Origin of the sequence: Streptomyces barringtoniae, assembly GCF_020819595.1 — a bacterium.
In the GTDB taxonomy this organism is placed as follows: Bacteria; Actinomycetota; Actinomycetes; order Streptomycetales; family Streptomycetaceae; genus Streptomyces; species Streptomyces barringtoniae.
On the sequence record NZ_JAJHNP010000012.1, the window covers coordinates 1 to 24,138 of the forward strand.

Annotated in this window: 19 protein-coding genes and 2 pseudogenes; 9 read left to right on the forward strand and 12 right to left on the reverse strand. The window is 71.5% G+C overall.

What is annotated here, in order from left to right; genetic code table 11:
• Positions 1-427: pseudogene (locus LMU33_RS22330) on the reverse strand (hypothetical protein); the annotation flags it as partial.
• 89 nt (positions 428-516) lie between these two features.
• Here LMU33_RS22330 and LMU33_RS22335 point away from each other — a divergent pair.
• The 6 genes from LMU33_RS22335 to LMU33_RS22360 all read left to right on the forward strand — a co-directional run bounded on the left by LMU33_RS22335 (position 517) and on the right by LMU33_RS22360 (position 9,135).
• A complete protein-coding gene (locus LMU33_RS22335) occupies positions 517-2,274 on the forward strand; it encodes an FHA domain-containing protein (protein WP_228622297.1) in 1,758 nt (585 codons plus the stop codon).
• On the forward strand, positions 2,271-3,860 hold the full coding sequence (locus tag LMU33_RS22340; RefSeq protein ID WP_228622298.1) for a serine/threonine-protein kinase: 1,590 nt from the start codon (positions 2,271-2,273) through the stop codon (positions 3,858-3,860). Before LMU33_RS22335 ends, LMU33_RS22340 begins: the two co-directional genes overlap by 4 nt.
• A 55-nt stretch (positions 3,861-3,915) precedes the next feature.
• The gene (locus LMU33_RS22345; RefSeq protein WP_228622299.1) at positions 3,916-5,757 is read left to right on the forward strand and encodes a serine/threonine-protein kinase; all 1,842 of its coding nucleotides are present in this window, start codon (positions 3,916-3,918) and stop codon (positions 5,755-5,757) included.
• Between the two features lie 136 nt (positions 5,758-5,893).
• Entirely contained in the window at positions 5,894-6,466 is a 573-nt protein-coding gene (locus tag LMU33_RS22350) for a PadR family transcriptional regulator (protein ID WP_228622300.1), read from the forward strand.
• Between the two features lie 95 nt (positions 6,467-6,561).
• Entirely contained in the window at positions 6,562-8,286 is a 1,725-nt protein-coding gene (locus LMU33_RS22355) for an acyl-CoA dehydrogenase family protein (RefSeq protein ID WP_228622301.1), read from the forward strand.
• A gap of 306 nt (positions 8,287-8,592) precedes the next feature.
• Complete coding sequence (locus LMU33_RS22360) at positions 8,593-9,135, forward strand: DUF4232 domain-containing protein (RefSeq protein WP_228622302.1); 543 nt, start codon at positions 8,593-8,595, stop codon at positions 9,133-9,135.
• Between the two features lie 441 nt (positions 9,136-9,576).
• Here LMU33_RS22360 and dacB read toward each other — a convergent pair.
• The 9 genes and pseudogenes from dacB to LMU33_RS22405 form a co-directional block, all read right to left on the reverse strand.
• Positions 9,577-10,285, reverse strand: a pseudogene (gene dacB, locus LMU33_RS22365) (D-alanyl-D-alanine carboxypeptidase/D-alanyl-D-alanine endopeptidase); the annotation flags it as partial.
• Positions 10,286-10,470: 185 nt separating this feature from the next.
• Positions 10,471-11,034, reverse strand: coding sequence for a protein-L-isoaspartate O-methyltransferase family protein (locus LMU33_RS22370; RefSeq protein ID WP_228622303.1), 564 nt, complete (start codon positions 11,032-11,034; stop codon positions 10,471-10,473).
• On the reverse strand, positions 11,018-12,037 hold the full coding sequence (locus LMU33_RS22375) for a histidinol-phosphate transaminase (protein WP_228622304.1): 1,020 nt from the start codon (positions 12,035-12,037) through the stop codon (positions 11,018-11,020). The genes LMU33_RS22370 and LMU33_RS22375 overlap by 17 nt, the downstream gene beginning before the upstream one ends.
• A 3-nt stretch (positions 12,038-12,040) precedes the next feature.
• A complete protein-coding gene (locus tag LMU33_RS22380; protein ID WP_228622305.1) occupies positions 12,041-13,060 on the reverse strand; it encodes a 3-oxoacyl-ACP synthase III family protein in 1,020 nt (339 codons plus the stop codon).
• Positions 13,057-13,710: an SRPBCC family protein gene (locus LMU33_RS22385; protein WP_228622306.1), complete on the reverse strand. Its 654-nt coding sequence runs from the start codon at positions 13,708-13,710 to the stop codon at positions 13,057-13,059. Before LMU33_RS22385 ends, LMU33_RS22380 begins: the two co-directional genes overlap by 4 nt.
• Positions 13,682-15,433, reverse strand: a complete 1,752-nt coding sequence (locus LMU33_RS22390) for a thiamine pyrophosphate-binding protein (RefSeq protein WP_228622307.1) — start codon at positions 15,431-15,433, stop codon at positions 13,682-13,684. The genes LMU33_RS22385 and LMU33_RS22390 overlap by 29 nt, the downstream gene beginning before the upstream one ends.
• On the reverse strand, positions 15,430-16,590 hold the full coding sequence (locus LMU33_RS22395; RefSeq protein ID WP_228622308.1) for a GlxA family transcriptional regulator: 1,161 nt from the start codon (positions 16,588-16,590) through the stop codon (positions 15,430-15,432). The genes LMU33_RS22390 and LMU33_RS22395 overlap by 4 nt, the downstream gene beginning before the upstream one ends.
• Before the next feature lie 169 nt (positions 16,591-16,759).
• Positions 16,760-17,572, reverse strand: coding sequence for an SDR family NAD(P)-dependent oxidoreductase (locus LMU33_RS22400; protein ID WP_228622309.1), 813 nt, complete (start codon positions 17,570-17,572; stop codon positions 16,760-16,762).
• A complete protein-coding gene (locus LMU33_RS22405; protein ID WP_228622310.1) occupies positions 17,565-18,215 on the reverse strand; it encodes a carboxymuconolactone decarboxylase family protein in 651 nt (216 codons plus the stop codon). The genes LMU33_RS22400 and LMU33_RS22405 overlap by 8 nt, the downstream gene beginning before the upstream one ends.
• Positions 18,216-18,437: 222 nt before the next feature.
• Here LMU33_RS22405 and LMU33_RS22410 point away from each other — a divergent pair, with 222 nt between their 5' ends.
• Positions 18,438-19,682 (forward strand): PucR family transcriptional regulator, encoded by a 1,245-nt coding sequence (locus LMU33_RS22410; protein ID WP_228622311.1) that lies wholly within the window; start codon positions 18,438-18,440, stop codon positions 19,680-19,682.
• Positions 19,683-19,775: 93 nt separating this feature from the next.
• On the opposite strand, the gene LMU33_RS22415 is transcribed toward LMU33_RS22410, so the two are convergent.
• The gene (locus tag LMU33_RS22415; protein ID WP_228622312.1) at positions 19,776-21,392 is read right to left on the reverse strand and encodes a sodium/solute symporter; all 1,617 of its coding nucleotides are present in this window, start codon (positions 21,390-21,392) and stop codon (positions 19,776-19,778) included.
• Positions 21,389-21,943 (reverse strand): DUF485 domain-containing protein, encoded by a 555-nt coding sequence (locus LMU33_RS22420; RefSeq protein WP_228622313.1) that lies wholly within the window; start codon positions 21,941-21,943, stop codon positions 21,389-21,391. The genes LMU33_RS22415 and LMU33_RS22420 overlap by 4 nt, the downstream gene beginning before the upstream one ends.
• A gap of 278 nt (positions 21,944-22,221) precedes the next feature.
• Between LMU33_RS22420 and LMU33_RS22425 the strand changes: the two genes are divergently transcribed.
• Both LMU33_RS22425 and LMU33_RS22430 read left to right on the forward strand, forming a co-directional pair.
• Positions 22,222-23,229 (forward strand): NADP-dependent oxidoreductase, encoded by a 1,008-nt coding sequence (locus LMU33_RS22425; RefSeq protein WP_228622314.1) that lies wholly within the window; start codon positions 22,222-22,224, stop codon positions 23,227-23,229.
• A complete protein-coding gene (locus LMU33_RS22430; RefSeq protein ID WP_228622315.1) occupies positions 23,226-24,032 on the forward strand; it encodes an SDR family oxidoreductase in 807 nt (268 codons plus the stop codon). The genes LMU33_RS22425 and LMU33_RS22430 overlap by 4 nt, the downstream gene beginning before the upstream one ends.
• Positions 24,033-24,138 lie beyond the last annotated feature (106 nt).

Consider the following 24,138-nt stretch of genomic DNA (forward strand, 5'->3'; position numbering starts at 1 on the left):
TGGTGAGGGTGGTGGTGATCCGGAGAACACCAATCGTCCCAGTGGTGGCGGTGGCCATGGCGGCGGTGACGGTGGCGGTGGCGGTGAGGGTGGTGGTGATCCGGAGAACACCAATCGTCCCAGCGGTGGCGGTGGCCATGGCGGCGGTGACGGTGGCGGTGGCGGTGAGGGTGGTGGTGATCCGGAGAACACCAATCGTCCCAGCGGTGGCGGTGGCCATGGCGGCGGTGACGGTGGGGGCGACGGAAACGGCGGGGGCAGCCAGGAGAACATCGGTCGGCGTCCCGGCGGTGTCGGTGAGCCCGGCGGTGGTAATCGCATCATCGTCCAGGGCGGCCTGCCCGCCTCGGGCGAGGGGGGCAGCGGTGATCACATCATCGTCCAGGGCGGCCTGCCCGCCTCCGGCCTCGGAAACGCCGCCACGCACCTGCCGGACTCCGGCCCCGCCGCGGAAGCCGACGCAGGCTTCGACGGAGGAACGTTCGCCAGCGGTTCCGGCGCGGGCTGAGCCACCGCATGCTCTGCCATGTCTGCCGCGTCCACGTGCGGCGCGACTTCCCGTACTGCCTGCACTGCGGCACCCCGCGTCGGGGTGCCGCACCGACGTCGTACGCCGCGCCCCAGCTGCGCGGCCTCGACGACCCCACCCTGCTCGTCGCGTTGACCGGACCTGTCACCATGCTGGGCCGGGGTGAGGACAACGACGTCGTCCTGTCCGACGGCAGCGTCTCGCGCCGCCACGCCCGTATCGTCCGCACCGCCGAGGGTTTCCGGATCGAGGACCTGGACTCCTTCAACGGCATCGCGGTCGGCGGTGTCGAGCTGCACGGCGGCGCGGCCGGCCTCGCCGACGGCACCGAGCTGTCCGTCGGTGACGTACGCCTGGTGTTCGAGCAGCCCCGCGACGCCCGGATCGGCTCCCGCACGATGGTCGTCGGCACCCAGCTGACCCATCTGCCCACCGCCGGACAGGAGGAGGCCCCGGAGGCGAACGGCCCGCTCACCGCGCGACCGCGACGGCGTTCCGGCTGGGCCCTCAAGCAGGTCCCCACCGAACGCGGCGCTCCCCGCTGGGTGCTCAGCAGCACCCGCACCGGTCGCTATCTGGAACTGGACGAGCGCCAGGTTTTCCTCTGGCACGCCGTCGACGGTGACAACACCGTACGGGACCTGCTGTTCGCCTACGCCGACCGCTACGGCGAACTCGCCCTGCCCCGCATCGAGTCCGCGCTGGCCGCGTTCGCGGAAGCCGGGTTGCTGCGTGGCCTGCCCGGCCGGCCGGAGGAGGAGCGGCCGAAGGGCTGGCGGCGCGCGGCGAGTGCCGTGTACCGGGCGCTGCTGAAGCTGGAGGTGTCCGTCCCAGGCCTCGACCGACTGGTGACCCGGCTCTACCGGGCCTTCGGCTGGCGGCTGTTCACCCGGACCGGGGTGCTGCTCGCCTGGCTGTCGGTCGCCGGCGGCCTCGTCGCGTTCTTCGCCACACAGGGCCGGCACCACCTGCTGGACTTCGGCGGAGCGGGCGTGTGGGGCCCGGTCCTGCTGGCCGCCGGGTACGTGACCGCGTTGCTGGTCCACGAGCTGACGCACGCGCTGGCCGTGAAGTCGTACGGCCGCAAGGTCCGGCGTGGCGGGTTCCTGCTGATGATGGGCATGCCGTTCGCGTTCGTGGACACCAGCGATATGTGGTTCGGCTCCCGATGGTCACGGGTCGTGGTGGCCCTGTCCGGGCCGCTGTCCACGGCGGCGCTGGCCGGCTGGTGCGCCACGGGCGCGGCCCTGCTGCCCGCGGGACCCGTCTCGGCCATCCTCTACCACCTGGCCTTCGGCCTCTACCTGAACACCCTCTACAACTTCAACCCGCTGATGCCGCTGGACGGCTACCAGGCGCTGACCGACGCCCTGCGGGTGCCACGGCTGCGCGAGGAGGCGAGCGCCTACTTCCGCACGGGCCTGTGGCGAGACCTGCGCGCGGGCAACCGGCCCGGCCCGCGCCAGGCGGGCATGGCCGCCTACGGCCTCGCGGTCGTCGTGGGCACCTACGGCTTCCTCGCCCTCGCCCTGCTGGCCTGGCGCTCCCGGATCGGCGACCTGCTCGAGGGCCGGCTGGCCGAGCCGTGGACCACGGTGATCGAGGCGGCCGTGGTCGCCCTGGTCGCCTTCCCGGTGTGGGCCGCGCCCGTGCGCTGGCTGCTGCGCCGGGTACGGCGCCGGCGGGGCGCGAAGGACGTACCGCAGGGCGCCGGGCTCCCCGCGCCGGTGGAGGGGACGGCATGACCCAGGACGGCATGACCCAGGACACGCACGCCGACGGCAGCTGGGCCGTACCCGGCTACGAGGCCGTCCGCACGCTCGGCGAGGGAGCAGGCGGGAGGGTCGTCCTCGCCCGGCACACCGCGACAGGCGTGCCCGTCGCCGTCAAGTACCTGAGCGAGCGCCTGTGCACGGACCGGGAGTTCCTGGCCCGTTTCCGAGCCGAGGCCCGGCTGCTCGGCGAGCTGCGGCACCCCTGCGTGGTGCGGCTGTACGAGTACGTCGAGGCTCGCGCCGGTGCCGCGATCGTGATGGAGGCGGTGGACGGCGTCAGCCTGCGCCACCTGCTGCGCCGGCACGGGGCGACCGGCCCCGAGGCCGCGCTCGTCCTGCTCAAGGGCTCCCTGCTCGGACTGGGCGCGGCCCACACGGCCGGGGTGGTGCACCGCGACTACAAGCCCGAGAACGTCCTGGTCCGCGCCGACGGCACCAGCGCGCTCGCCGACTTCGGGATCGCCGTGCGCAGCGGCCGGGAGACCGAGGCCGCGGGCACGCCCGCCTACATGGCGCCGGAGCAGTGGAACGGCGAGCCCGCCGGCCCGGGGGCCGATGTCTACGCGGCGTCCGTGGTGTTCTTCGAGTGCCTGACCGGCCGGCGGCCGTTCCCCGGCGACGACGTGACCGCGCTGCGCCTGCAGCACCTGCGCGCCCCGGCCCCGCTGGACGACGTACCCGCGCCGGTGCGTGTGCTGCTGCGCGCGGGCCTGGCGAAGGACCCGGCGGACCGGCCCGACGTCGAGACGTTCCTCGCAGACCTGGAACGGTCCGCGACCGAGGGCTATGGCGCCGGCTGGGAGGAGCGCGGCCGTTGCAGACTGGCCGAACTCGCCGCGCTGCTCGCCCTGTTGTTCCCGTTCACCACGACCGCCGCGCTCGACGGCTCGGCCAGTGCGCTGACCCTGCTGGGCCGACTGAAACGAGGGGGGTGGAAGGCGGCGACCGGTGGGGTGGCCGCGCTGGTGGTCGTCACGGGCGGTGCGACGTACGCGACGGGCCGCCCGCACGACACGTCGACGACGGTGGCGAGTTCGACCCCGTCATCCCCGTCACCGGTCGACTCGCCCACCAAGCCGGGTGCTTCACCTTCCACGTCCACCTCGCCGACCGCCGCCCCGCCCACGGCCGACGCACCGCCCTCCGTCACGCCCTCGGACAGCCCGTCGCCCTCGCCGGCCCCGTCCACGGAGACGACCGCACCGGCCGAGCCGCCGGCCAGCGCGTCCCCGAGCGTGGCCACCCCCGGCACGGTCACCCTCACGATCGGCTCCTGGCAGCGCGGACAGAAACCGGGCACGCTCATCGCGGCGGTGTCGGCCGAGACGACGGGCACCGGTCCGCTGACCGTCACCGCGAACTACTACGTCGACACTCCCGCCGACCCGTACGGCTCCCAATCCCAGACCCTGTCCGGGAGTACGCGGTACGACCTGACCTTCGAGGCCGATTTCTCCAACCACCCGTGCCGGGGCACCTGGGACGTCACGCTCATCAGCGACCCGGCGGCAGCGAACGGCCCCCAGACGGCCTCCCTGGACGCACCGCCGTGCTGACCATGCTCCCGAGGGGCCCGAGAGCCACCCCCTGCCGCGACGAGAACGGATTGACATGACGACAGCCACCACAGTGGCCGGCCGCCCCCTGTCCGGCTGGTCACGGCACACGCGCCACGGCACCTGGCATGCCCTGCTCCCCGCCCGGTCCGGCGAGCCCACCCTCGGCGCGCTGCACATCGACCGCGCCCTGCTGGCGCCCGAAGGCACGCGCGAGCGCCTGGCGGCGGCGGTGCTCACCACGGCCAAGCTCAGGCTGCCCGGCCTGCTCGCTACCGTCGACCTCGTGGCGGAGGCCGGTGAGGTGTGGCTGCTGACGGCCCGGCCACCGGCCCCCACGCTCGCCGACGTCCTGGCGTCGGCCAACGGCCCCCGCCCGGACGCGGGCAGCGTGGCCAGCATCCTCAACGAGACCGCCCAGACCCTCCTCGCCCTGCACACAGCAGGCTTGACCCACGGCTCACTCGGCCCCGACACCGTCGTGATGGCCCCGGACGGGGTCGCCCTGCTGGCCGAGGCGGAGCTGGGCACCGTGCTGGGCGACGTGGCGGCAGTACGGGCGTCGGGCGACATGCCGCACGCCGGCCGCCAGGCAGTCGGCACCGCTGCCTGGGCCGCCCTGGCCCGCACCCTCGGCGCCGCCTGGACCCAGCCCGGAACCCCCGCGGCGGACCTGGTGGCCCGCTGCTCTGCCACCGCCGAGTCGGAGGGGCTGGCGGCGGCCCGGGCCGTCCTGGTGGGCGGGCGCGCGGCACTCCCGGCGGACTTCCTGCGCCGTACGGCGCTCCGCGCGGCGACTGCCGCGTCGACCCCGGAGTTCGCGCCGCCGAAGGGACCGGCACCGTCCGTTGCAGTGGCTCCCGACCGCCCGACTCCACCGACGGTCCGTCACCCGGCGCCGACCACGGCTGACCCCGCTCCCCGCCCCACCGCCCCCGAACACTCTGCTACCGCGCCCGACCGCGCGTCCCACCCTTCAGCCACCGCCGACCAGCTCGCCACGGCGGCCCGCGCCCACAGCGCCGCGGGCCCGGACCCGCGAGTTCCCCTGGCGGCTCCCGGACCTCACCCACCAGCCGTTGCCGACCAGCTCGCCACGGCGGCCCGCGCCCACAGCGCCGCGGGCCCGGACCCGCGAGTTCCCCTGGCGGCCCCCGGACCTCACCCACCAGCCGTTGCCGACCAGCTCGCCACGGCGGCCCGCGCCCACAGCGCCGCGGGCCCGGACCCGCGAGTTCCCCTGGCCGCCCCCGGACCTCACCCACCAGCCGTCGCCGACCAGCTCACCACGGTCGGCCGCGCTCGCCGTTCCGCCGCCCCGGACACCCAGGCGACCGTCCTCGGCAAGCGCAACCGTGCCACCTCGCCTCAGGTGGCGGCGGGGGAGGACTGCGGCGAGATCCTGTTCCGGTTCGGGCCCGGGGTTCCCTTGGAGGATCAGGACGCCCTGCGCGCACGATGGCGTACCGAGGCAGCGGCAGCCACCTCCCCACGCTCGCGCCCCAGACGCCGGGGCTGGATCGTCACCACCGCCGTGGTCGCGATCGCCGCCGTCCTGCTCTGGCTGCTGCTACGCCCGGCCCCCGCTCCCGCGGTCGTCGCCGTGCGGGTCCAGGCCCCCGCCGGGCCGTTGCACTGCGATCAGACGGCCGACCTGATCGGTGTCGTCACCACCGACGGGCACGGCGGCCCTGTCACATACCGGTGGCTGCGCGCGGACGGCCAGGACTCGGGCGAGCTGGTCCGCACCGCCCACCGCGGTGAGCGCCGGGTCAGGGTGCACCTGCGCTGGACGGTCCGCGGTTCGGGTCGCTTCCGGGGGACCGCCCGCCTGAGGATCTCGCACCAGCCGGCCCCGATGGAGGCGAAGGCGAGCTTCACCTACGTCTGTCCTTGAGAGCCACGGGCCCGCCGACGTCCGGCCCCGCCGCCGGACTCTGCCGTCGGGACAGGGGCCTTCGGCGGGGTGAGCCGTGTCGCATCTGAGTGGGCGAGGCTTGCTATGCAACGAGTTGCATAGCAGGATCGGCGGTATGGCGCTCGAACACGCGATTTTGGTGTCGCTTTTGGAGAAGCCGGGATCCGGCTACGAACTGGCACGGCGTTTCGAGCGGTCCATCGGCTACTTCTGGACCGCGACCCACCAACAGATCTATCGCGTGCTCAAGCGCATGGAGAACGACGGTTGGGTCGACGTCAGGGACATCCCCCAGCAGGGTCGGCCGGACAAGAAGGAATACAGCGTCGCCGACCTCGGCCGGGCGGCGCTGTCGTCCTGGTTGCACGATCCGATCGAGCCGGAGAGTGTCCGCCACGACCTGGCCGTGAAGATCCGGGGCGCCGCCTTCGACGACCCCACCGCCCTGATCCGCGAGGTGGAGCGGCACCGGCAGGCGCACCGGGACCGGCTGGCGCACTATCTGGCAGGAGAGGCGCGGGACTTCACGGCGACCGAGGCCAACACGGCCGGTCCGCAGGCACCGCTCGACGCGGAGCGGGAGCTCCAGCACGTCGTACTGCGCGGTGGCATCGCGTACGAGCGGATGATGATCGACTGGCTGGACGACGTCCTCGCCACGCTGGCCCGGTTCGGTCCGTGCCGCTGACCGCCGCCGCACCCTCCGCGGGTCCTCCCGATCCTGCCAGTCCAGCCGTACAGGTTCCGATTCCCCCCGTCCACCAGCCGAAAGGCGTCCTCACCATGGCTGACCAGCTGCTGTTCAACCCACGCACCTACGACCCCGCGCACTTCGACCCCGAGACGCGCCGCTTGCTGCGTGCCACCGTCGACTGGTTCGAGGAGCGCGGAAAGGGGCGGCTGATCGAGGATTACCGGACCCGTGCGTGGCTCGGCGACTTCCTCGCCTTCGCAGCGAAGGAGAACCTGTTCGCCACCTTCCTGACGCCGTCGTCCGCCGCGGGGGAGGGTGAACCGGACAAGCGGTGGGACACCGCCCGCATCGCCGCGCTCAACGAGATCCTGGGCTTCTACGGCCTGGACTACTGGTACGCCTGGCAGGTCACGATCCTCGGACTCGGCCCGGTCTGGCAGAGCGACAACGCCGCCGCCCGCTTGCGCGCCGCGGACCTCCTCACTCAGGGAGAGGTGTTCGCGTTCGGCCTGTCCGAGAAGGCCCACGGCGCCGACATCTACTCCACGGACATGCTGCTCGAGCCCGACGGCAACGGCGGATTCCGGGCCACCGGTTCCAAGTACTACATCGGCAACGGCAACGCCGCCGGGCTCGTCTCCGTCTTCGGCCGCCGGACCGACGTCGATGGGCCCGACGGCTACGTCTTCTTCGCCGCCGACAGCCGTCACCCCGCCTACCACCTGGTCAAGAACGTCGTCGACTCCTCGAAGTTCGTCAGCGAGTTCCGCCTGGAGGACTATCCGGTAGCGGCCGCGGACGTCCTGCACACCGGCCGCGCCGCCTTCGACGCCGCCCTCAACACCGTCAACGTGGGCAAGTTCAACCTGTGCACCGCCTCGATCGGCATCTGTGAGCACGCGATGTACGAGGCTGTCACCCACGCCCACAACCGCGTCCTCTACGGCCGCCCCGTCACCGGCTTCCCGCACGTGCGGCGCGAGTTGACCGACGCGTACGTCAGGCTCGTCGGCATGAAGTTCTTCAGCGACCGCGCTGTCGACTACTTCCGCTCCGCCGGCCCGGACGACCGCCGTTACCTGCTCTTCAACCCGATGACGAAGATGAAGGTGACCACGGAGGGCGAGAAGGTCATCGACCTGATGTGGGACGTCATCGCGGCCAAGGGCTTCGAGAAGGACAACTACTTCGGCCAGGCGGCGGTGGAGATCCGCGGTCTGCCGAAGCTCGAGGGAACGGTCCACGTCAACCTGGCGCTGATCCTGAAGTTCATGCGCAGCCACCTCCTCGACCCGGTCGAGTACCCCGCCGTGCCGACCCGCCTCGACGCGGCCGACGACGACTTCCTGTTCCGGCAGGGACCGGCCCGCGGCCTCGGCGCGGTGCGCTTCCACGACTGGCGGCCCGCCTTCGACGCGTACGCGCACCTGCCCAACGTGACCCGCTTCCGCGAACAGGCCGACGCGCTCTGCGTGTTCGTCGCCACGGCCGCCCCCGACGCGGAGCAGAGCCGCGACCTCGACCTCCTCCTCGCGGTCGGTCAGCTCTTCGCCCTCGTCGTGCACGGGCAGCTCGTCCTGGAGCAGGCCGCCTTGACGGGACTCGACGAGGACGTGCTCGACGAACTCTTCGCCGTCCTCGTGCGGGACTTCTCCGCGCACGCCGTCGAACTGCACGGCAAGGACTCGGCGACCGAAGAGCAGCAGGACTGGGCGCTCGGTTCGGTCCGTCGGCCGGTCGTCGACGAGGCACGCACGGAGCGGGTCTGGCAGCGGGTCGAGGCGCTGTCCGGCGCGTACGAGATGGCCCCCTAGACGCGCCGTACGCACCACCGGTGGCCGGGCCGTGTGAAGAGGTGAGGTCTGCGTCGGTGGCCAACGGTTCCGCTGTGCTGGGCCGGGCACTGAGACGAGGCCGCGGGCCGTTGCCGTGTCGTCCCCACGACGCTGCCACGGCCCGCGCCGCATGAGTTCTCGTACGCGGCCACAGCGGGGAGGCCCCGCCGGCGGGAAAAGGCTCCCCGGCACACCGAACGTCCCCCAGGCATTGCACGTCTTCAGGTGTGTAGGCGCGCACTGACCCCGCGTGCCGATTCGTATTCGAGGGGAAACCGAAACACTATGAAGAGCAAGCTGACCGCCGTGGCCCTTGCGGCCGTCGTCGTCGCCGGCACTGCCGCGGCCGCCATCCCGGCCTCGGCCGCCCCAGCCAAGGCCGAGCCGACCCGCTGCCACACCGCCGACCTGAAGGCCGGCTTCGCCATGGGGGATGACGCGAAGCCGGAGATGGGGCAGACCGCGAAGCAGACCGAGGCGTACATCTGGTTCACCAACCGGAGCACGCACACCTGCACCCTGTCCGGCTTCGCCGGTGTCGACATGGTCGGCGCGCAGAAGACAGACGGCACCTGGTCGCTGGCGCGCTCCTCCAAGAAGCCCGAAAAGATTGCTCTGGGGCAGGGGGACACGGTGGACTTCAGCATCACCCTGCTCCCGGTGGCCAAGTCCACGCGGCAGAAGGAGAAGTTCGTTCCGGCGAAGTTCCTGGTCACCCCGCCGAACGAGACGGCGCACTTCACCCTGAAGTGGCCGTTCGGCGGCCAGATCCTCAAGCAGGACGGAGCCACCCACCCGGGCACCTACGTCAACCCGGTCGGTCTGTAAGCAACTGGAAGGCCTCTGCGCTTTCCTTCAGCGTCGCTGGTGGCCACCGAAGGACTCCTGGAATGAGTTGTAGCCCCCGGGGGTGCGGTGGCCACGTCTGACAAGCGGCACACCCGGGCTTCTCACCGGGGCCCTGTAAGTCGGATCGTCAGAGACCTCCGCCCGCGCGACGATGTTGCGGTGTTGCGCTTCTTGTAGCGGTCCTGGTCGAAGCCAGGCCAGCCGCCCCGGCCCTGCCGTGCCGGATCTCGGTGGTGAAGCCGCCGCGTGACTGATCCGGGTACCCGTCGGCTTCGAGCGCCTGGCCGACCTCAGACAGGACCTGACGGCGGGCTTCGCGGCTCTGCCGGCCGGGGGCTCACGACACCGCAGGCAACGTGACGTACCTGGTGAGTGGTTGATCCTGAAGGCGGCCCCCGGTCCCTCGGGTGGACTGCCTCCCTTGATGGCGTTCGGGTCGGCCGTGGCGCCGTTCTCGACGAAGGAGAACACCTTCCACTTGCCGTCCTTGCCCTGTGTCAGACCGCTCAGCGCGATGGCGCCGGTGAGGGTGCCGGTCTTCGCGTGCACCCCGCCCACGGCGCACGTGGAGTCGGCGTCGTCGAAGCGGCCGTACTCCGGGCCGAGCGTGCTGCCGGCCTCGCCGGAGACGGGCAGGCCGTCGAGGACGGAGCCGAGGGCGTGCGCGTAGCGCTGCGCGAGGGTGGCGGCCGGGATGCGGTCGGCCCGGGACAGGCCGCTGCCGTCGTGGAGCTCGAAGTTGTCGAGCCAAACGCCGTACACCCGACTCAACACCTGGAGCACGACCTCACTGCCGCCCTCGAAGGTGGCCGGGCGGCCGGCGCCGAGGGCGGTCATGCGCAGCAGGGTCTCGGCGATGTCGTTGTCGCTGTGCTTGAGCATCGTGTGGACGATGTCCGACAGCGGCGCCGACCTGTGCCGGGCCACCGGGACGGCCGTCGGGCGTGCGGTGGCGCGGGCGACGTGACCTGACCGTGACGCCGTCCGCAGCGAGTTGCCCGGCGAAGACCTGCCCGGCGTCGATGGAGGTGTCCTGGACGCAGTGGCCGTCGACGACCAGCGCGCGGACCGGGGCGACGGTGTCGGGGTAGTAGCCGTCGTTCCAGCCCTTGGCCAGGGTCGGCTCGGGGTCAACGAGCCTCTCCCCGCGACAACCGTCCTGCCACTGAGGCGAGTTGACACGCAGAAGCGCCGAAGGGACGTGCGCAGAAGCCGTGAGCGTCGTCCGGTGGAGGCGCCGGCCGCGTCGTCCGTGGGCGTCCCGGGGCGGCGGCGATGCGGGGTCGGCGGTGCCTGGCGGTGAGCCAGGCATGGTCATGCAGCGGCCGGTGCCCGCGCCGGCCGCCCCATAGGACTGCTTCCCTCCGCCCGTCCGGGCCGCGGGTCGCGAGGAGTTGCCCGGGCGGGCTCGGCGTACGCGCCGCTGTGTGTCGTCAGCAGCCGTCGGCCCGGCGCGAGTTGTCGCACCCACGCCGATGGGACGCCGGGTACGCCGACTTCGGAGTGCATCAGGTCGTACGGCGCCCCAGCCGCATGTCCGGTCAGCGCGTCTCCGGCCCCCGCTGTTGCCGCCACGTCAGCCCGCTCCAGGTTGCGCTGCGCGAACGCGGCCACGTGCGGTCCTCTTTCACGCCGGTGGCGTGGCCGCCGCCGCTGATCCGCGCGGCGTACGCACGGTGACAGTCCGGAGCTCCGTCTGCCCCAGTGCGCTGTTCGTGACCGGGACGGCTGCGTGCGCGGTCGCTCTGGCCACAAGTGCCGCCCTGGCGACGGAGGCCCGCGGGCTGACCCGGGGAATTCTGGCGCCGCCCATCCGGCAGGCTTCGCTCCCCGACCTGCCCGGCCACCGCAGGGGTGCGCTTCACGCCCGCGACGCACTCTGGTGCGCGCGCAGTCCCGCCAGTGCGGTCAGCACCGTGTCGTTGGCCTTCCGGGTGCCGACGGTGAGCCGGAGTCCCTCGCCGGGGTAGTGGCGCGCCTGTACACCGGCGCCGGTGAGTGCTGCGGCGCCCTCGTCGACCGGATCGGGCGCGGCGAGCCAGACCGAATTGGTGTGGCCGGGGCGTACGCACCAGCCGAGGGACACGAGTTCGTGCCGGAGCCGTTCGCGTTCGGCGACGATGGTGGTCACGCGCATGCGCAGCTCGCTCTCGGCCCGCAGTGAGGCCTTCACCGCCGCCGTTGCCACCGCGTTGATCCCAAAGGGCAGCTGTTGCCGACGGATCCGGGCCACCAGGTCGGGGGCGCCGAGTCCGTAGCCGACCCGTAGGGCGGCGAGGCCGTAGGCCTTGGAGAACGTGCGCAGGACCAGCAGGTTGGGGTGTGCGTCCAGGAGCGTGAGTGTGTCCGGCACGTCGGTGTCGCGGGCGAACTCGATGTACGCCTCGTCCAGGAGCACGGTGACATGTCGGGGGACCTGGCGCAGGAACCCTGCCAGTGCGTCGGCCGCGACGAGGGTTCCGGTGGGGTTGTGGGGATTGCACAGCACCACGACGCGGGTGCGGTCGTCCACCGCCGCGAGCAGGGAACCCAAATCCTGGTGTCCCTCCGGCGACAGGGGTACCGGGACGCGTTCGGCGCCGACCATGGTGGCCAGCAGCGGGTAGGCGTCGAACGTGCGCCAGGCGTAGGCCACGGTGTCGCCGGGCCGGACCACTGCCCGGAGCAACTGCAGGGCCACGCCGACCGATCCGCTGCCGACCGCGACGCGGTCGGAGGTCACCCGGCACCACGCGGCGATCCGCTCGGTGAGGTCGTCGGGGTGGAACTGCGGGTAGCGGTGGGCCTGTGCGACGGCCCGTCGCATCGCCTCGCGCACCGAGGGCAGTGGGGGATACGGGCTCTCGTTCAGGGCAAGTCGGTGCAGTACGGGGATGTCCACGGCTCAGTCCCGTCCGCCGTGCCAGCGAACGGCTACGGCACCGGCGAAGTCGCCCGCGTGGGCGAATCCCCCGAGCACGATCAGGTCGCCGTCCGTCACCTGCCCGGAGCTGATCGCGCGGTCCAGGGTGACCGGGATCGCCGCTCCGAACAGATTCCCGTACTCGTCGAAGGTGTTCAGGTGCCGTTCGGCCGGCAGTTGCAGCGCCTCTCGCCAGTTCCGCAGGAAGGTGCGGTTGGGCTGGTTGGTGATGAGGACGTCGATGTCGGTGCTCGCCACGCCGAGTCGCCGGCACAGGTCCGTGACCACCTCGGGGACGAGTCGGTTCCCGCGGGCCAGGACCTTGGCGACGCTTGCGTCGGTGAACCCGATCCGCAGCTGGGACTCGCCCGGCTCCCAGTACTTGCGGCCGTCGTCGACCGCCACGGTCATGTCGCCGGCGTACTCGCCGATGTGCCGGGTCTCCACGTCGAGGACCGGCGACTTCGCCGACGTCGTCACGTACCCCACGCCGCACCCGTCGCCCGGGATCGCCGCCTGGGCGAGTTTGCGCACCTCGGACTGGGTGAACCACTGCCCCGCGGCGCTTTGCGCGTTGCATATCAGCGCGGTTTTCGCGTCGGTGGTGGTGAGGATCTGCCGGGCCAGCTTCACCATGTACACGAAGGACGCGCAGCCCGCGTTGGCCACGTCGACGAGCCACTCCGGGTTCAGGCCCAGCCGACGAGCCACCTCGGTTCCGGCGCCCGCGAACGGCAGGTCCGGCAACTGGCTGTGCACCAACAGCACGTCGACGCCTCGGATCTCCGCCGCGCCGTGCCGTTCGATCAGGGGCTGTACGGCCCGCTCGACCATGTCCGCGTTGGTCTCGTCCGGGGCCACGTGGTGCCGTAACGGCGGGACCCTGAACATGGGGTGGTTGCGGAGCTTGTCCTCGGCCCCGGGGTAGTCGGTGTAGAACTCCGCGGGGACCGGCTCGCCGGGCAGGTAGCTCGCGACGTCGGTGAGGCTGACCGTGGTCACCGCGTCACCGCCCGCGCCGGAGCCGAACCGACCGGCAGGCCGCGCCGGTGACGGTGTTCCAGGATGGCCTTGAGGTTGTGCATCTCCACGGTGTGTCCTGCGTAGAAGAGGTCCCAGTAGTCGCCCACCCAGGGCCGGTCCGGGCGGGGAGCCAGGTCGGGGCGCGGGTTGGCGTCGTAGTAGGGGTGCCGGCAGTTGGTCCAGGTGATCACCGAGCCCGGCTTGTCGAGTACCAGCTGCGCCGGGACGACCCGCATCAGGTAGATCATCCACAGCTTCTCGCCCTGGTCCCAGGAACAGTGGTAGTCCACGGTCATGGCCTCGGGGTTCGCCAGCACCTTGCAGTAGATCCTGGTGTCGTCCTCCAGCCGGTCGCGACCGACCCACAGCCCCGGGGTGGCGGTGGGCGCGAAGTCCCGCAGGCTGCAGGTCCACTCCTCCAGATGGTGCCCCTGGCGCAGGTAGTCGTAGGCCTGCTCCGGGGGGCAGTCGACGTACTCGTGGATGGTGCAGTACTGCCCGTAGACCTGGTGGTGGGGGTAGACCGCGTGGGTCAGCTCCATGCAGTGGGCGGTCAGTTCCTCCTTGCCGGCGTTCTCGATCCGGACCAGACCGGGGATGTCAGCCAACGTGGACGACTCCTCGCTCATCTGAACTCTCCTTGCTGTTGGTGGCTTCGGTGAAGGACTGGAAGGGAAGGAACGGGGGGATCTCCCGCGGGTCGCAGTCCACCGCGACGAACGCCGGGCCGCCGCGCGCGTTGCCGCGCAGCAGTGCCGTGCGCAGTTGCGCCGCGTCGGCGGCTCCCGTGGCCTCCAGGGTCGGGAACGCGGCGGCCACTCCGGCGGCGAGGTCGGTCCGGGCGAACAGGTCGTCGCTGCGGACGCCGCCCTGGAGGAACTCCTCCCGCATCGCGCACATGGCGTGGGCGTTGTTGTTGAAGATCACGAACGTCACGGGTGCGTCGTACTCCACGGCGGTGTGCACTTCCATCCCGTGCATGAAGAAGGCTCCGTCGCCGGCGAGGACGTAGGTGCGCCGGCCGGTGGCGAGCGCGGCGCCGATGCCGGCACCGAAGGTGTAGCCCATGCCGCCCATGCCGACCGCCACCACGAAGCGGCCGTGGCGCGGTGCCGGGAGGAGATGGATCGCGCTGGCACCTGCGTTGCCGGCGTCCACGAAGACATGTGCGTCCTGGGGGAGTGCCGCCTCCACCGCGGCGACCGCCCGGGCGTGGGGCACGGTTCGCTCCCGGTTCTGCAAGAGCGGACCCGGCATGGGTGTGGGAAGGGGGCCGGCGTGCGGCGGGCAGGGACGTGGGGGTGAGGGCAGCCGGGCGGTCACCGCGCGCAGTGCGTCCCGCAGGTTCCCGCCAAGTGCGGTGCCTGACACGAACGGTGGTTCGGGGCCGAGGGACACGACTTCGGTGCCGGCCAGGGCCCGGTCGAGGCCGCCGCGTGCCAGGAGCGGCAGCCGGGTACCGACCAGCAGGCACAGGTCGGCCCGTCGCAGGCAGTCCTCGACGTTGGCGTGGCCCATCACCCCGGCCACGCCCGCAAACCGCGGATCACGGTTGTCGAAGACGTCCTTGGCGTCCGGGGTGACCGCCACCCATGCCCCGAGGCGCCGGGCCAGTTCCGCCAGATCCCCACGCGCGTCGGCGGCGGCGACATCCTCACCGGCGATGACGAGGACGCGACCGGCCCCGCGAAGGGTGTTCGAGACCGCCCTGACGGCGGCGGTGCCGAGCCGCGCCACGGGTGCCGTCGCGGGAGCGCCCGGTGTCGGGGCCGTGTCGCGGGCGGGTACCCGGATCCGCGCCTGCTGCACGTCCTTGGGCAGCAACAGCACGGCCGGCCCGCGGGGATCGGCCTGCGCCGCCGCGACTGCCCGGGGCAGCAACTCCGCGAGCAGGTCCGGCTCATCGACCCGGGCGCAGAACCGGGAGACGGGCGCGAAGACCTCCCGAGCGTCGAAGGAGCCCGCCTTGCCGCTGGAGTCCTGGAACGCCCCGCGCCCTTCCTGGCCGGTCGGCGGCTGGCCCACCAGGGCCAGCACGGGCACCCGGGAGGCGTACGCCTCCGCCAGACCCGGTACGAGATTCATCGCCCCGCCGCCCGAGGTGGCGGCGACGACGCCGAGGCGCCCGGTGGTACGCGCGTATCCGTCGGCCATGGTGACGGCGGAGAACTCGTGTTTGGCGACGACGCCGTGGACGCCGCCACAGCGGTGCACCGCGTCGTACAGGTCCTCGATGTTCGCGCCGCCGACACCGAACATGTGGGTGACGCCGGCCCTGGCGAGTTCCCCGGCCAGACAGTCGACCAGGCGTACCGTTTCCGCCTCGCGCAATCCCGGGGTCTCGGTCGTCATGCGGGGCTCCCTTCCCTCTCGTGGTGCCGGTCGATGAAGCCGCACGGCGAGATCACCTGGAAGCGGAGCCGGTATTCCTTGGGGGTGAGGCCCAGGGTTCGTCCGAAGGAGCGGAAGAACGTCTCGGTGGTGGTGAATCCGCAGCGGCCGGCTATCTGGCCGATCGTCAGGTCCGTGGTCTCCAGCAGCTCGCGTGCGCGGTCGATACGCGTCCGCTCGACGTACTGGCCGGGTGTCGTCCCCACCTCGCGCCGGAAGACCCGGGCGAAGTTGCGCTGACTCATGTTGGCCTGCCGCGCGATCTCGCCCACGGGTAACGGGCCGTCCAGGTTGTCCAGGATCCACTCCTGTGCCGCCCGGATCGGCGGATGGTCGGCCAACTGGGCGTCGAGGACGGCGCTGTACTGGGACTGTCCTCCGTGCCGCTTGAGGAACAGCACCAGAAACCGTGCCGTCTCCAGCGCGAGCGCCGATCCGTGATCGGCCTCCACCAGTGCCAGCGCCATGTCGATGCCCGTCGACACGCCCGCGGAGGTCACAAAGGGGCCGTCCCAGACGAAGATCGGCTCGGCGTCCACCGTCACATCCGGATAGCGGTACGCCATCGCCTCGCTGTACGCCCAGTGCGTGGTGGCGCGTCGGCCGGCGAGGAGGCCCGCCTCGGCCAGCAGAAAGGAACCGCCGCATACGGAGGCGACTCTGCGCGACCGGGCCGCTGCCCGGCCGATCCAGGACACGAGCGCCTCGTCCCCGAGCGCATCGTTGAGACTCCATCCGCCCGGCACGAGGAGCGTGTCGATCGGGCCCCGCCCCGCCTCCAGAGGCGAGGCCTCCACCACCACTCCCGAACTCGTGCGCACCAACGGTGCGTCGGCGGAGACGAATTCGGTCCGGTAGGGGGTGCCCGAGGCGCCCAGGAGCCGGTTCGCCGTATCGAACACTTCAATCGGTCCTGTGATGTCCAGGGCCATCGCGCCCGCGTACACCACCACAACAACACGTCGTTCCAGCACGGTCACAGCCTGTATCGGATGTCGTACTGGCTGCAATGACAGTTTATTGACGTATCCGGCCAACACGCGGCACCGGACGATCGGGAAGCGCGCTGGCAAGGCAGTTCTTGCTCCGAGCGCGTATTGCTGGGTGAGGCAGCTCACAGGGGGTCGGTACGGCTGCCCGCCACACCGACGCATCGCGCCCATCTCCCAGTGCGTGGTGAACATGATGACGAGCGACCATGGGGTGGTCGCCCATTTCCTTAGTGATCCTGTGGGGGCGCTACTGGGTCGATGCCCCGCCCCGGCGGAGCCGGCAGGCGCCATGTGCTCAGACGGCGCTCAGCCCTCCGTCGACCACCAGGCTCTGTCCGGTGATGTAGGAGGCGCGGTCGGAGAGCAGGAAGGTGACGGCTTCGGCCACTTCCCAGGCGGTGCCCTGGCGCCCGAGCGGTATGCGGGTGAACGAGGTGGTACGCGACGCCCGCCGGGTCGAGGCCTCGCGGCCCATCGGGGTGTCGATCAGACCCGGGACGACCAGGTTCGCGCGGATCCCGCGCGGCGCACCCTCCTTGGCGACATGGCGGGTGAGACCGAACAGGCCGGCCTTGGAGCTGTCGTAGGCGGGCGAGTCGGTGGCGGCGCGCAGTCCCGCCACGGAACCGACGAAGACGATCGATCCTCCGTCGGCGATCGCGGGCAGTCCGTACTTGGCGGCGAGGAAGGGAGCGCTCAGGTTGAGCGAGAGCACGCGTTCCCACTGCTGCGGTGAGGTGTCCGTCAGGCCCACGCCGAGGCCGATGCCGACGTTGACCACCAGCGCGTCGAGCGCGCCGAGTTCGCGGAGGGCCTCGGCGACCAGGGCCGAGGACTGGCCGGGATCCGTCGCGTCACCGACCACAGGGAGGCCACGGCCGCCTTCCTCGCCGACCAGGGCGGCGGTGGCCGCCGCGGCGGAGGGGGAGACGTCGGCGCAGGCCACGGAGGCTCCCTCGCGGGCGGCGAGCACGGCCACCGCCCGTCCGTTGCCCACCGGGGCCTTCGGATCGTCACTGGGGCGGGTACCCGCGCCGATGACCAGTACGTTCCGGCCGGTCAGGAGGCCGACCGGAGGGACGGTCGCGGCGTGCCCGGGCTCAGCCATGGCCGTGTCCCCCTTCCGGCGCGTCCGCGCGGGCTCCGGCGGGCCCGGGCAGGGCTTCCGATGCGTAGCCGGGCTCCAGCGGAGTGCCGACGGAGTTCAGGAAGAAGGCGACCATGTGGTACTGGCCGACGAGGATGGTGATTTCGATGAGCTGTGCCTCGTCGTGGTCGGCGGCGAGTGCGGACCAGGTGGCCTCGGACAGGCGTGCGTCCCGGTGCAGTTCGTCGGCGGCATACAGCAGACGGGCGTCGGGCGGCGTCCACCCCTCGGCGTCCGGGCCCGCGCCGACCCGGCGGATCTCCTCGGCGGTGACCCCGGCCGCCCTGGCCAGCGGTACATGCCGCCCCCATTCGTAACCGGCCCGGGTGTTGTACGCGGTGCGCAGGATCAGCAGTTCCCGGGTCCGGTCCGGAAGGCGGCCGTCGCGCAGCAGATGGCTGCCGAACGGCAGGAAGTACCGGAAGAGTCCGGGATGCCGCACCAAGGTGGTGAAGACGTTGGCGAGGTGACCGTCGGCATCCCGGGGGATCGCGGCGAGCAACTCCCGGGTGGACGGGTCCCACTCGTCCTCGGGCAGCGGCGCGAGGCGCGGGCCGGTGTCGGTGGCGGGGCGGTCGGGGCGGTGCTGGTGCTCGTCGGTCATGGTGGTCTCCGCACGGTTCGTCAGGGTGGTCGGCGGTACGAGGGCGCGGCTGAGCACGGTCGATCGGTGCCCTGCCGGGTACGCGACGATGTGCTCCTTCCGCTGCCGTGCCACTGTGCTGTCGGGGACGGGGCGCTGTCGACGGCTCCCCGGCCAAGGCCGGAGGTCGGCATATTGTTCAGCTGTACAACGGGCGGTACCCGACGGGCGGAGGTGAGGTCCATGCCCGGACAGTCGTGCGCGGCGGTGCCGCTCGAACGGGTCATCGCCGCGATGACCGCTCAGCAGAGGCATGCGGGCGGGCGGTTGCACGCGGATCTGACGGACCACATCCCGTCCTACCGAGCGGTCCCGCGGGAACTCCTCGACCAGATCTGGCATCGGCACTTCCAGCGGGCTCTCACGGTGGTGCGAGAAGGGACGGTGCCCGAGCCGGAGGACTTCGGCGAAGCCGATGTGGCCCGGGACCGGGTTGCCCGAGGCGTACCGCTCAGCGACGGGCTCCGCGCCTTCCGACGGGCGCTGAGCGCGATACGGGACCTGTTCATCGCCGAGGCGGCCGGACACGGGCTGGACCCCGGCCTCATCGTCGACCGCACCAGGTGCCTGTGGGAGCTCGCGGACGTCGCGAGCCTGCAGATCGCCACGGTTCACCGGCAGGCGGAGGTCGCCTCCGCCCTGTTCGACGCCCGCCGCCGCGCCGACTTCCTGCGCGGACTGCTCTACGGGACGCTGAGCGCGGCGGAGATCCACAGTGGCGCGGCGATCTACGGACTGGACCCGTCGCGGCCGTACCGGGCCATCAGAGCTGTCCCGAACGGCACCGTCGGTCCGGACGCGCTGGAACGCTCCCTGGAGTCGCGCGGCCGCAGGAACGGGCGGGCCGCGCTGCTCACCGTGCTGGCCGAGGCTGTCGTAGGAGTCGTCGAGGCCAAGCCGGACACCGGTGACCTGGAGGTGACGGCGGGGCTCGGCCCGCCGACGGACCTGGCCGCGGTGCACCGCTCCTTCCGTGCCGCCGGCAGGATGCTGGAGGCCGCCCGTGCGTACGGTCTGCGCGGCGTGCACGACCTGAGCGACCTGTCCTGGCGGGTGGCGGTCGTCGCCGAACCGGAAGTCGCCGAGCTGCTGCTCGACCGCTATCTGCGCCCACTGGAGACGGAAGGGGAGTTCGGTGCGCTCATCGAGGAGTCGGTGCGGGAATACCTGAAGACGGGACGGCACATCCGTGAAGTCGCCCGTAGCGCACACGTCCATGTCAACACCGTCCGCTACCGTCTGCGCCGTTTCGAGGAGCTCACCGGCACCAGCCTGGACGCTCCGGACACCGCGGTGGAGCTCAGCTGGGCCCTGGCCGCACGCGAACTGAGGTCATCTCAAGCTCCTGGTGGGCCCTCGCGATCCGCCGGCTCTCAGGGAGGTCACGGCGAAGACGGGGATCAGGGCCCGTGCGCTCGCACGCGATGACCGGGTCCGTGGGGGATCGTCGCGGGACTCGGACCCCTGGGCGGGTCACGGCGGCACCGAGGCCGCTTGCGCAACCCGCCCGCGCCGATGTGGTCATTCGGCCGCGGCGAGCAGCCGTGCCTCGCTCTCCTCGTACAGTCGTCGGGTCTCGAGGCCGTCGGCGGCGCGGCGCCGGTGCTCCAGACGGCTGCCCAGCCAGCCGGCCAGGTAGCCGAACGGAACGGAGACCAGTCCGGTGGACTGCATGGGGAACCAGCCGAAGTCCGCGTTCGGGAAGACCGCGGACGGCGTGCCCGAGACGGCCTTGGAGAAGACCATCAGCACCAGCGCACAGGCCGCACCGCCGTAGAGGCTCGCGAGCAGGCCCGTGCGCGTGAAGCCTCGCCAGAACAGGGAGTACGTCAGGGCCGGCGCCACGGCCGACGCCCCGATGCAGATCGACAGCGTGGTGAGTACGGCGACGTCCCAGTCCTGGGCCAGGGTGGAGAGCGCGATGGCCACGGTTCCCACGGCCACGCTCGTCCACGCCGCCACCGTCATCTCCGTGCGCGGCGCCGCCCGTCCCCGCCGCACGGCGTGGGCGAACAGGTCGTGGGCGAGCGACGAGGCCGCGGCCAGGGTCATTCCCGCGACCGAGGACAGCAGAGTGATGAACACCGTGCCTGCCATGGCCGCGTAGAGAACCGTCGTGCCCACGGAGCCGGTGCCACCGCCGAGCGCCCGGGACAGCATGAGCACCGACGTCCTTCCGTGGGGGTCGGCCGCGGTGATGTACCGCGATCCCACCAGCGCCGCCGCGCCCGTACCCATGATGATCACGAGCAGACAGAAGGTGGTGACCGTACCGACCGCCCACGACATGGAGCGACGCACGGCCGGCACGTCCCGTGCGGAGTACAGCCGCATCGTGATGTGGGGGAGGCAGGCAGCGCCGAGGATCACGGTGATCTGGAGACTGGCGAAGTCCAGCCGGTCAAGGGCCGAGGTACCCAGCTGAAGGCCCTGCTGGAAGAAGGCGGGGCCCGCTCCGCTGCCGTGCTGGGCGGCCCGGAGCACGTCGTCGGGGCTCCAGTCGAAGCGGTTCAGCACGAGGACGGCGACAGTGCCGCTGGTGCCGAGCAGCAGCACGATCTTGATCATCTGGATGAGTGCGGTGCCTCTCATACCGCCCAGCGCCGCGTAGATGATCATCAGGCTGCCGACGAGGACGATGCACGTCGTCCTCGCACCGGCCAGGTGCGGGATGCCCAGGATGAAGGTGAGGAGCGAACCGGCTCCGGACAGTTGTACGACGAGGAAGGGGAGGGTCGCACTGAGCGTCACCGCACAGGAGGCGATGCGGGTCGCACGCCCCGGCATGTTGCGGGCCAGAACATCGCCCATGGTGAAACTGCCGGCGTTGCGCAGCGGTTCGGCCAGCAGGAACATCAGCAGCACCAGCGACAGGGCGGTGCTGACCGCCAGGACGTATCCGTCGTATCCGGCGAGCGCGATGATGCCGGTGGTGCTCAGCACCGTGGCCGCCGAGATGTAGTCGCCCGCGATCGCCAGGCCGTTCTTGAGGGGCGTGAGCGAGCGGTAGCCGGTGTAGAAGTTGGTCAGGTCGTCGCGTTCCGGTCCCGCCATGACGCACATCAGCAGGGTGAGGGTCACCAGGGTGGTGAACAGGACCAGGACGACAGTCTGTGTCCCTGTGCCGAAGTCGTTCATCTCGCCACCCCGGCTTCCTGGGCCGGCCGCCGGACCGCCCGCTCCCGCACGGCCCGCGCCAGCGGGTCCACGGAGCGTTGGGCGCTGCGTCCGTACCAGAGGACCGCCGCGAAGGTGACGACGAGCTGGAGGACCCCCAGGGCCATGCCCAGGCTCAGTTCACCAGTGATCTTGGACCCCATCAGATCCGGCGCACAGCAGGACAGCACGACGTACACCACGAAGGAGCCGAGCGCGGTGAGCGTGGAGACCCGGCGGAGCACGCGGTAGGCCGAGCGCAGGGCGGCGAGGTCGCCACCGTGCCGATCGGTCTCGGGCGGGGACGGTTCGCGCCGGGCGGCCTGACCGTACGGCTCGTACGGCTCGTACGAAAAGACGTCGTACCCGTACGGGCTGTCCTGCGGGATGTCGTGCCCGTACGGCGCCTGTCGTGGATCCCGCCCGTGTGACTCGCGCCGAGGGGCCTGGGCATAGGGCTCGGCGTGCGGCTGCGGCCACCCCGAGAGCGCTGGTGGCGGGGGTGGGTACGGGGTGTCGTCGGGGAGTGTCATCGCATGCCCTTCCGGTGCGGCTCGGATGCGTGGGACGTGGGCGGTGAAGATCGTGTGGGGGCCGACGCACGGTACCGACTGGTTGGAATGCCAAGTAAGCCGCTGAGTGTCACGTTTCGAGTTCGATGTGGCATCCGGTCGACAGCGATCGCTCGACGGGCGACGACCCCCGGACCGTAGACTCCTGGATGCGTGGATGACTTGTGGGGAATATCACACCCACAGACGTACCTACTGGTCGGTATGGTCGCGGGGAGCCGCGAACGACAGGAGACGCGATGTCCGCGACCAACCGGCAGATCCGCTTGGCAGCCCGCCCCGTGGGCGAAGTGAAACCCGAAGACTGGGAGCACCGTTGCGAGCCCCTTGGGGAACCGGGCCCGGGCCGGTTCCTGGGCCGGACACGCGTCATCTCCCTGGATCCTGCCATGCGCGGCTGGCTGGACGACCGGCCCTCCTACCTGCCGCCGGTGGGCATCGGTGAGGTGATGCGCGCCGGATCGGTCGTCGAGGTCACCGCATCCGACCACCCCGGCTTTCAACCGGGTGATCACGTGGTCGGCACCTTCGGCGTCCAGGAGTACGTGGTCTCCGACGGCCGGGGCACGATGAAGATCGACACTTCGATCGCCCCGCCCTCGACGTATCTGGGAGCGCTGGGCATGCCCGGCATGACCGCGTACTTCGGCCTGCTGGACGTCGGGGCGCTGAAGGACGGCGAGACCGTTGTGGTGTCCGGGGCCGCCGGCGCGGTCGGCACCGTCGCGGGCCAGATCGCGAAGGCCAAGGGCTGCCGGGTCGTGGGCATCGCCGGAGGGCCGGAGAAGTGCGCGTTGCTCACCGGTGAACTCGGGTTCGACGCGGCGATCGACTACCGGGCCGACGACGTCAAGAAGGCGCTGCGCGAACACGCCCCGGACGGCATCGACGTCTACTTCGACAACGTCGGAGGGGACATCCTCGACGCCGCGCTGACCCGGCTGGCGATGCACGCGCGCGTCGTGGTCTGCGGTGCGATCAGTCAGTACAACAACTCCACGCCGGTCAAGGGCCCCTCGAACTACCTCTCGCTGCTGGTGCGCCGCGCCCGGATGGAGGGCTTCGTCGTCTTCGACTACGCCAAGCGCTACGCGGAGGCGGCGCAGGAGATCTCCGCCTGGATCGGTGCCGGCCACATCAAGGTCAAGGAACATGTGGTGAGGGGCACCGTGGACGACTTCCCCGAGACGTTGCAGATGCTCTTCCGCGGCGAGAACGTCGGCAAGCTCGTCCTGGAGCTGGCGTGACCGCCGCCGAGAGCGGGGCCGTCGTCCCGTCGGGGGAACAGAAGGACAACGCCGCGCTCCGGGGAAAGGTGGCGATCGTCACGGGCGCCGCCAGCGGGCTGGGCCGGGCCACGGCGCTGGCACTGGCGAGGGCGGGGGCGCGCGTGGTCGTCGCGGACCTCGACGCGCAGGGCGGCCGGGAGGTGGCCGACATGGCCGGCGGCCACTTCCGTGCCTGCGACGTCTCCGATCTCGACGCCAACCGCGCGTTGGTGGAGTTCACCCTGGAGATGTACGGCGGGGTCGACATCGCGCTGCTCAACGCGGGGGTGGCGACCGGATGCGGCGTCGGTGAGGATTTCGACCCCGCGCGCTACCGCCGGGCCATGGGGGCCAACCTCGACGGCGTGGTCTTCGGCACCCACGCAGTGCTGCCCGCGCTGCGGGCCCGCGGCGGAGGCTCGATCGTGGCGACCGCGTCCCTGGCGGGCCTGGCGGCCGTGCCGCTCGATCCGCTGTACGGGGCCAACAAGCATGCGGTCGTGGGACTCGCGCGCTCCCTGGGACCGGCTCTCGCGCCGGAGAACGTGCGCTTCAACGCGGTCTGCCCAGGGTTCGCCGAATCGCGGATCATCGACCACCTGCGCGGCATGCTCTCCGAGCAGGGTCTGCCGGTCATCCCGGCCGAGACCGTCGCCGACACGGTACTGCGGATCCTCACCGGTGACGGCACCGGCGAGTGCTGGTTCATCCAGGCCGGCCGCGAACCGGAGCCGTTCCGCTTCCGCAACGTTCCCGGCCCGGGCAAACCCGTCGGCGTCTGAGACGTTTCCGGGGTGGGTCCTGAGAACGATCGGGCCCACCCCCGTCATGAGTCGGCCCACTACGCTGCTCGTTACACGCGTTGCGTAATGAGCGCGGTCGGTTCCC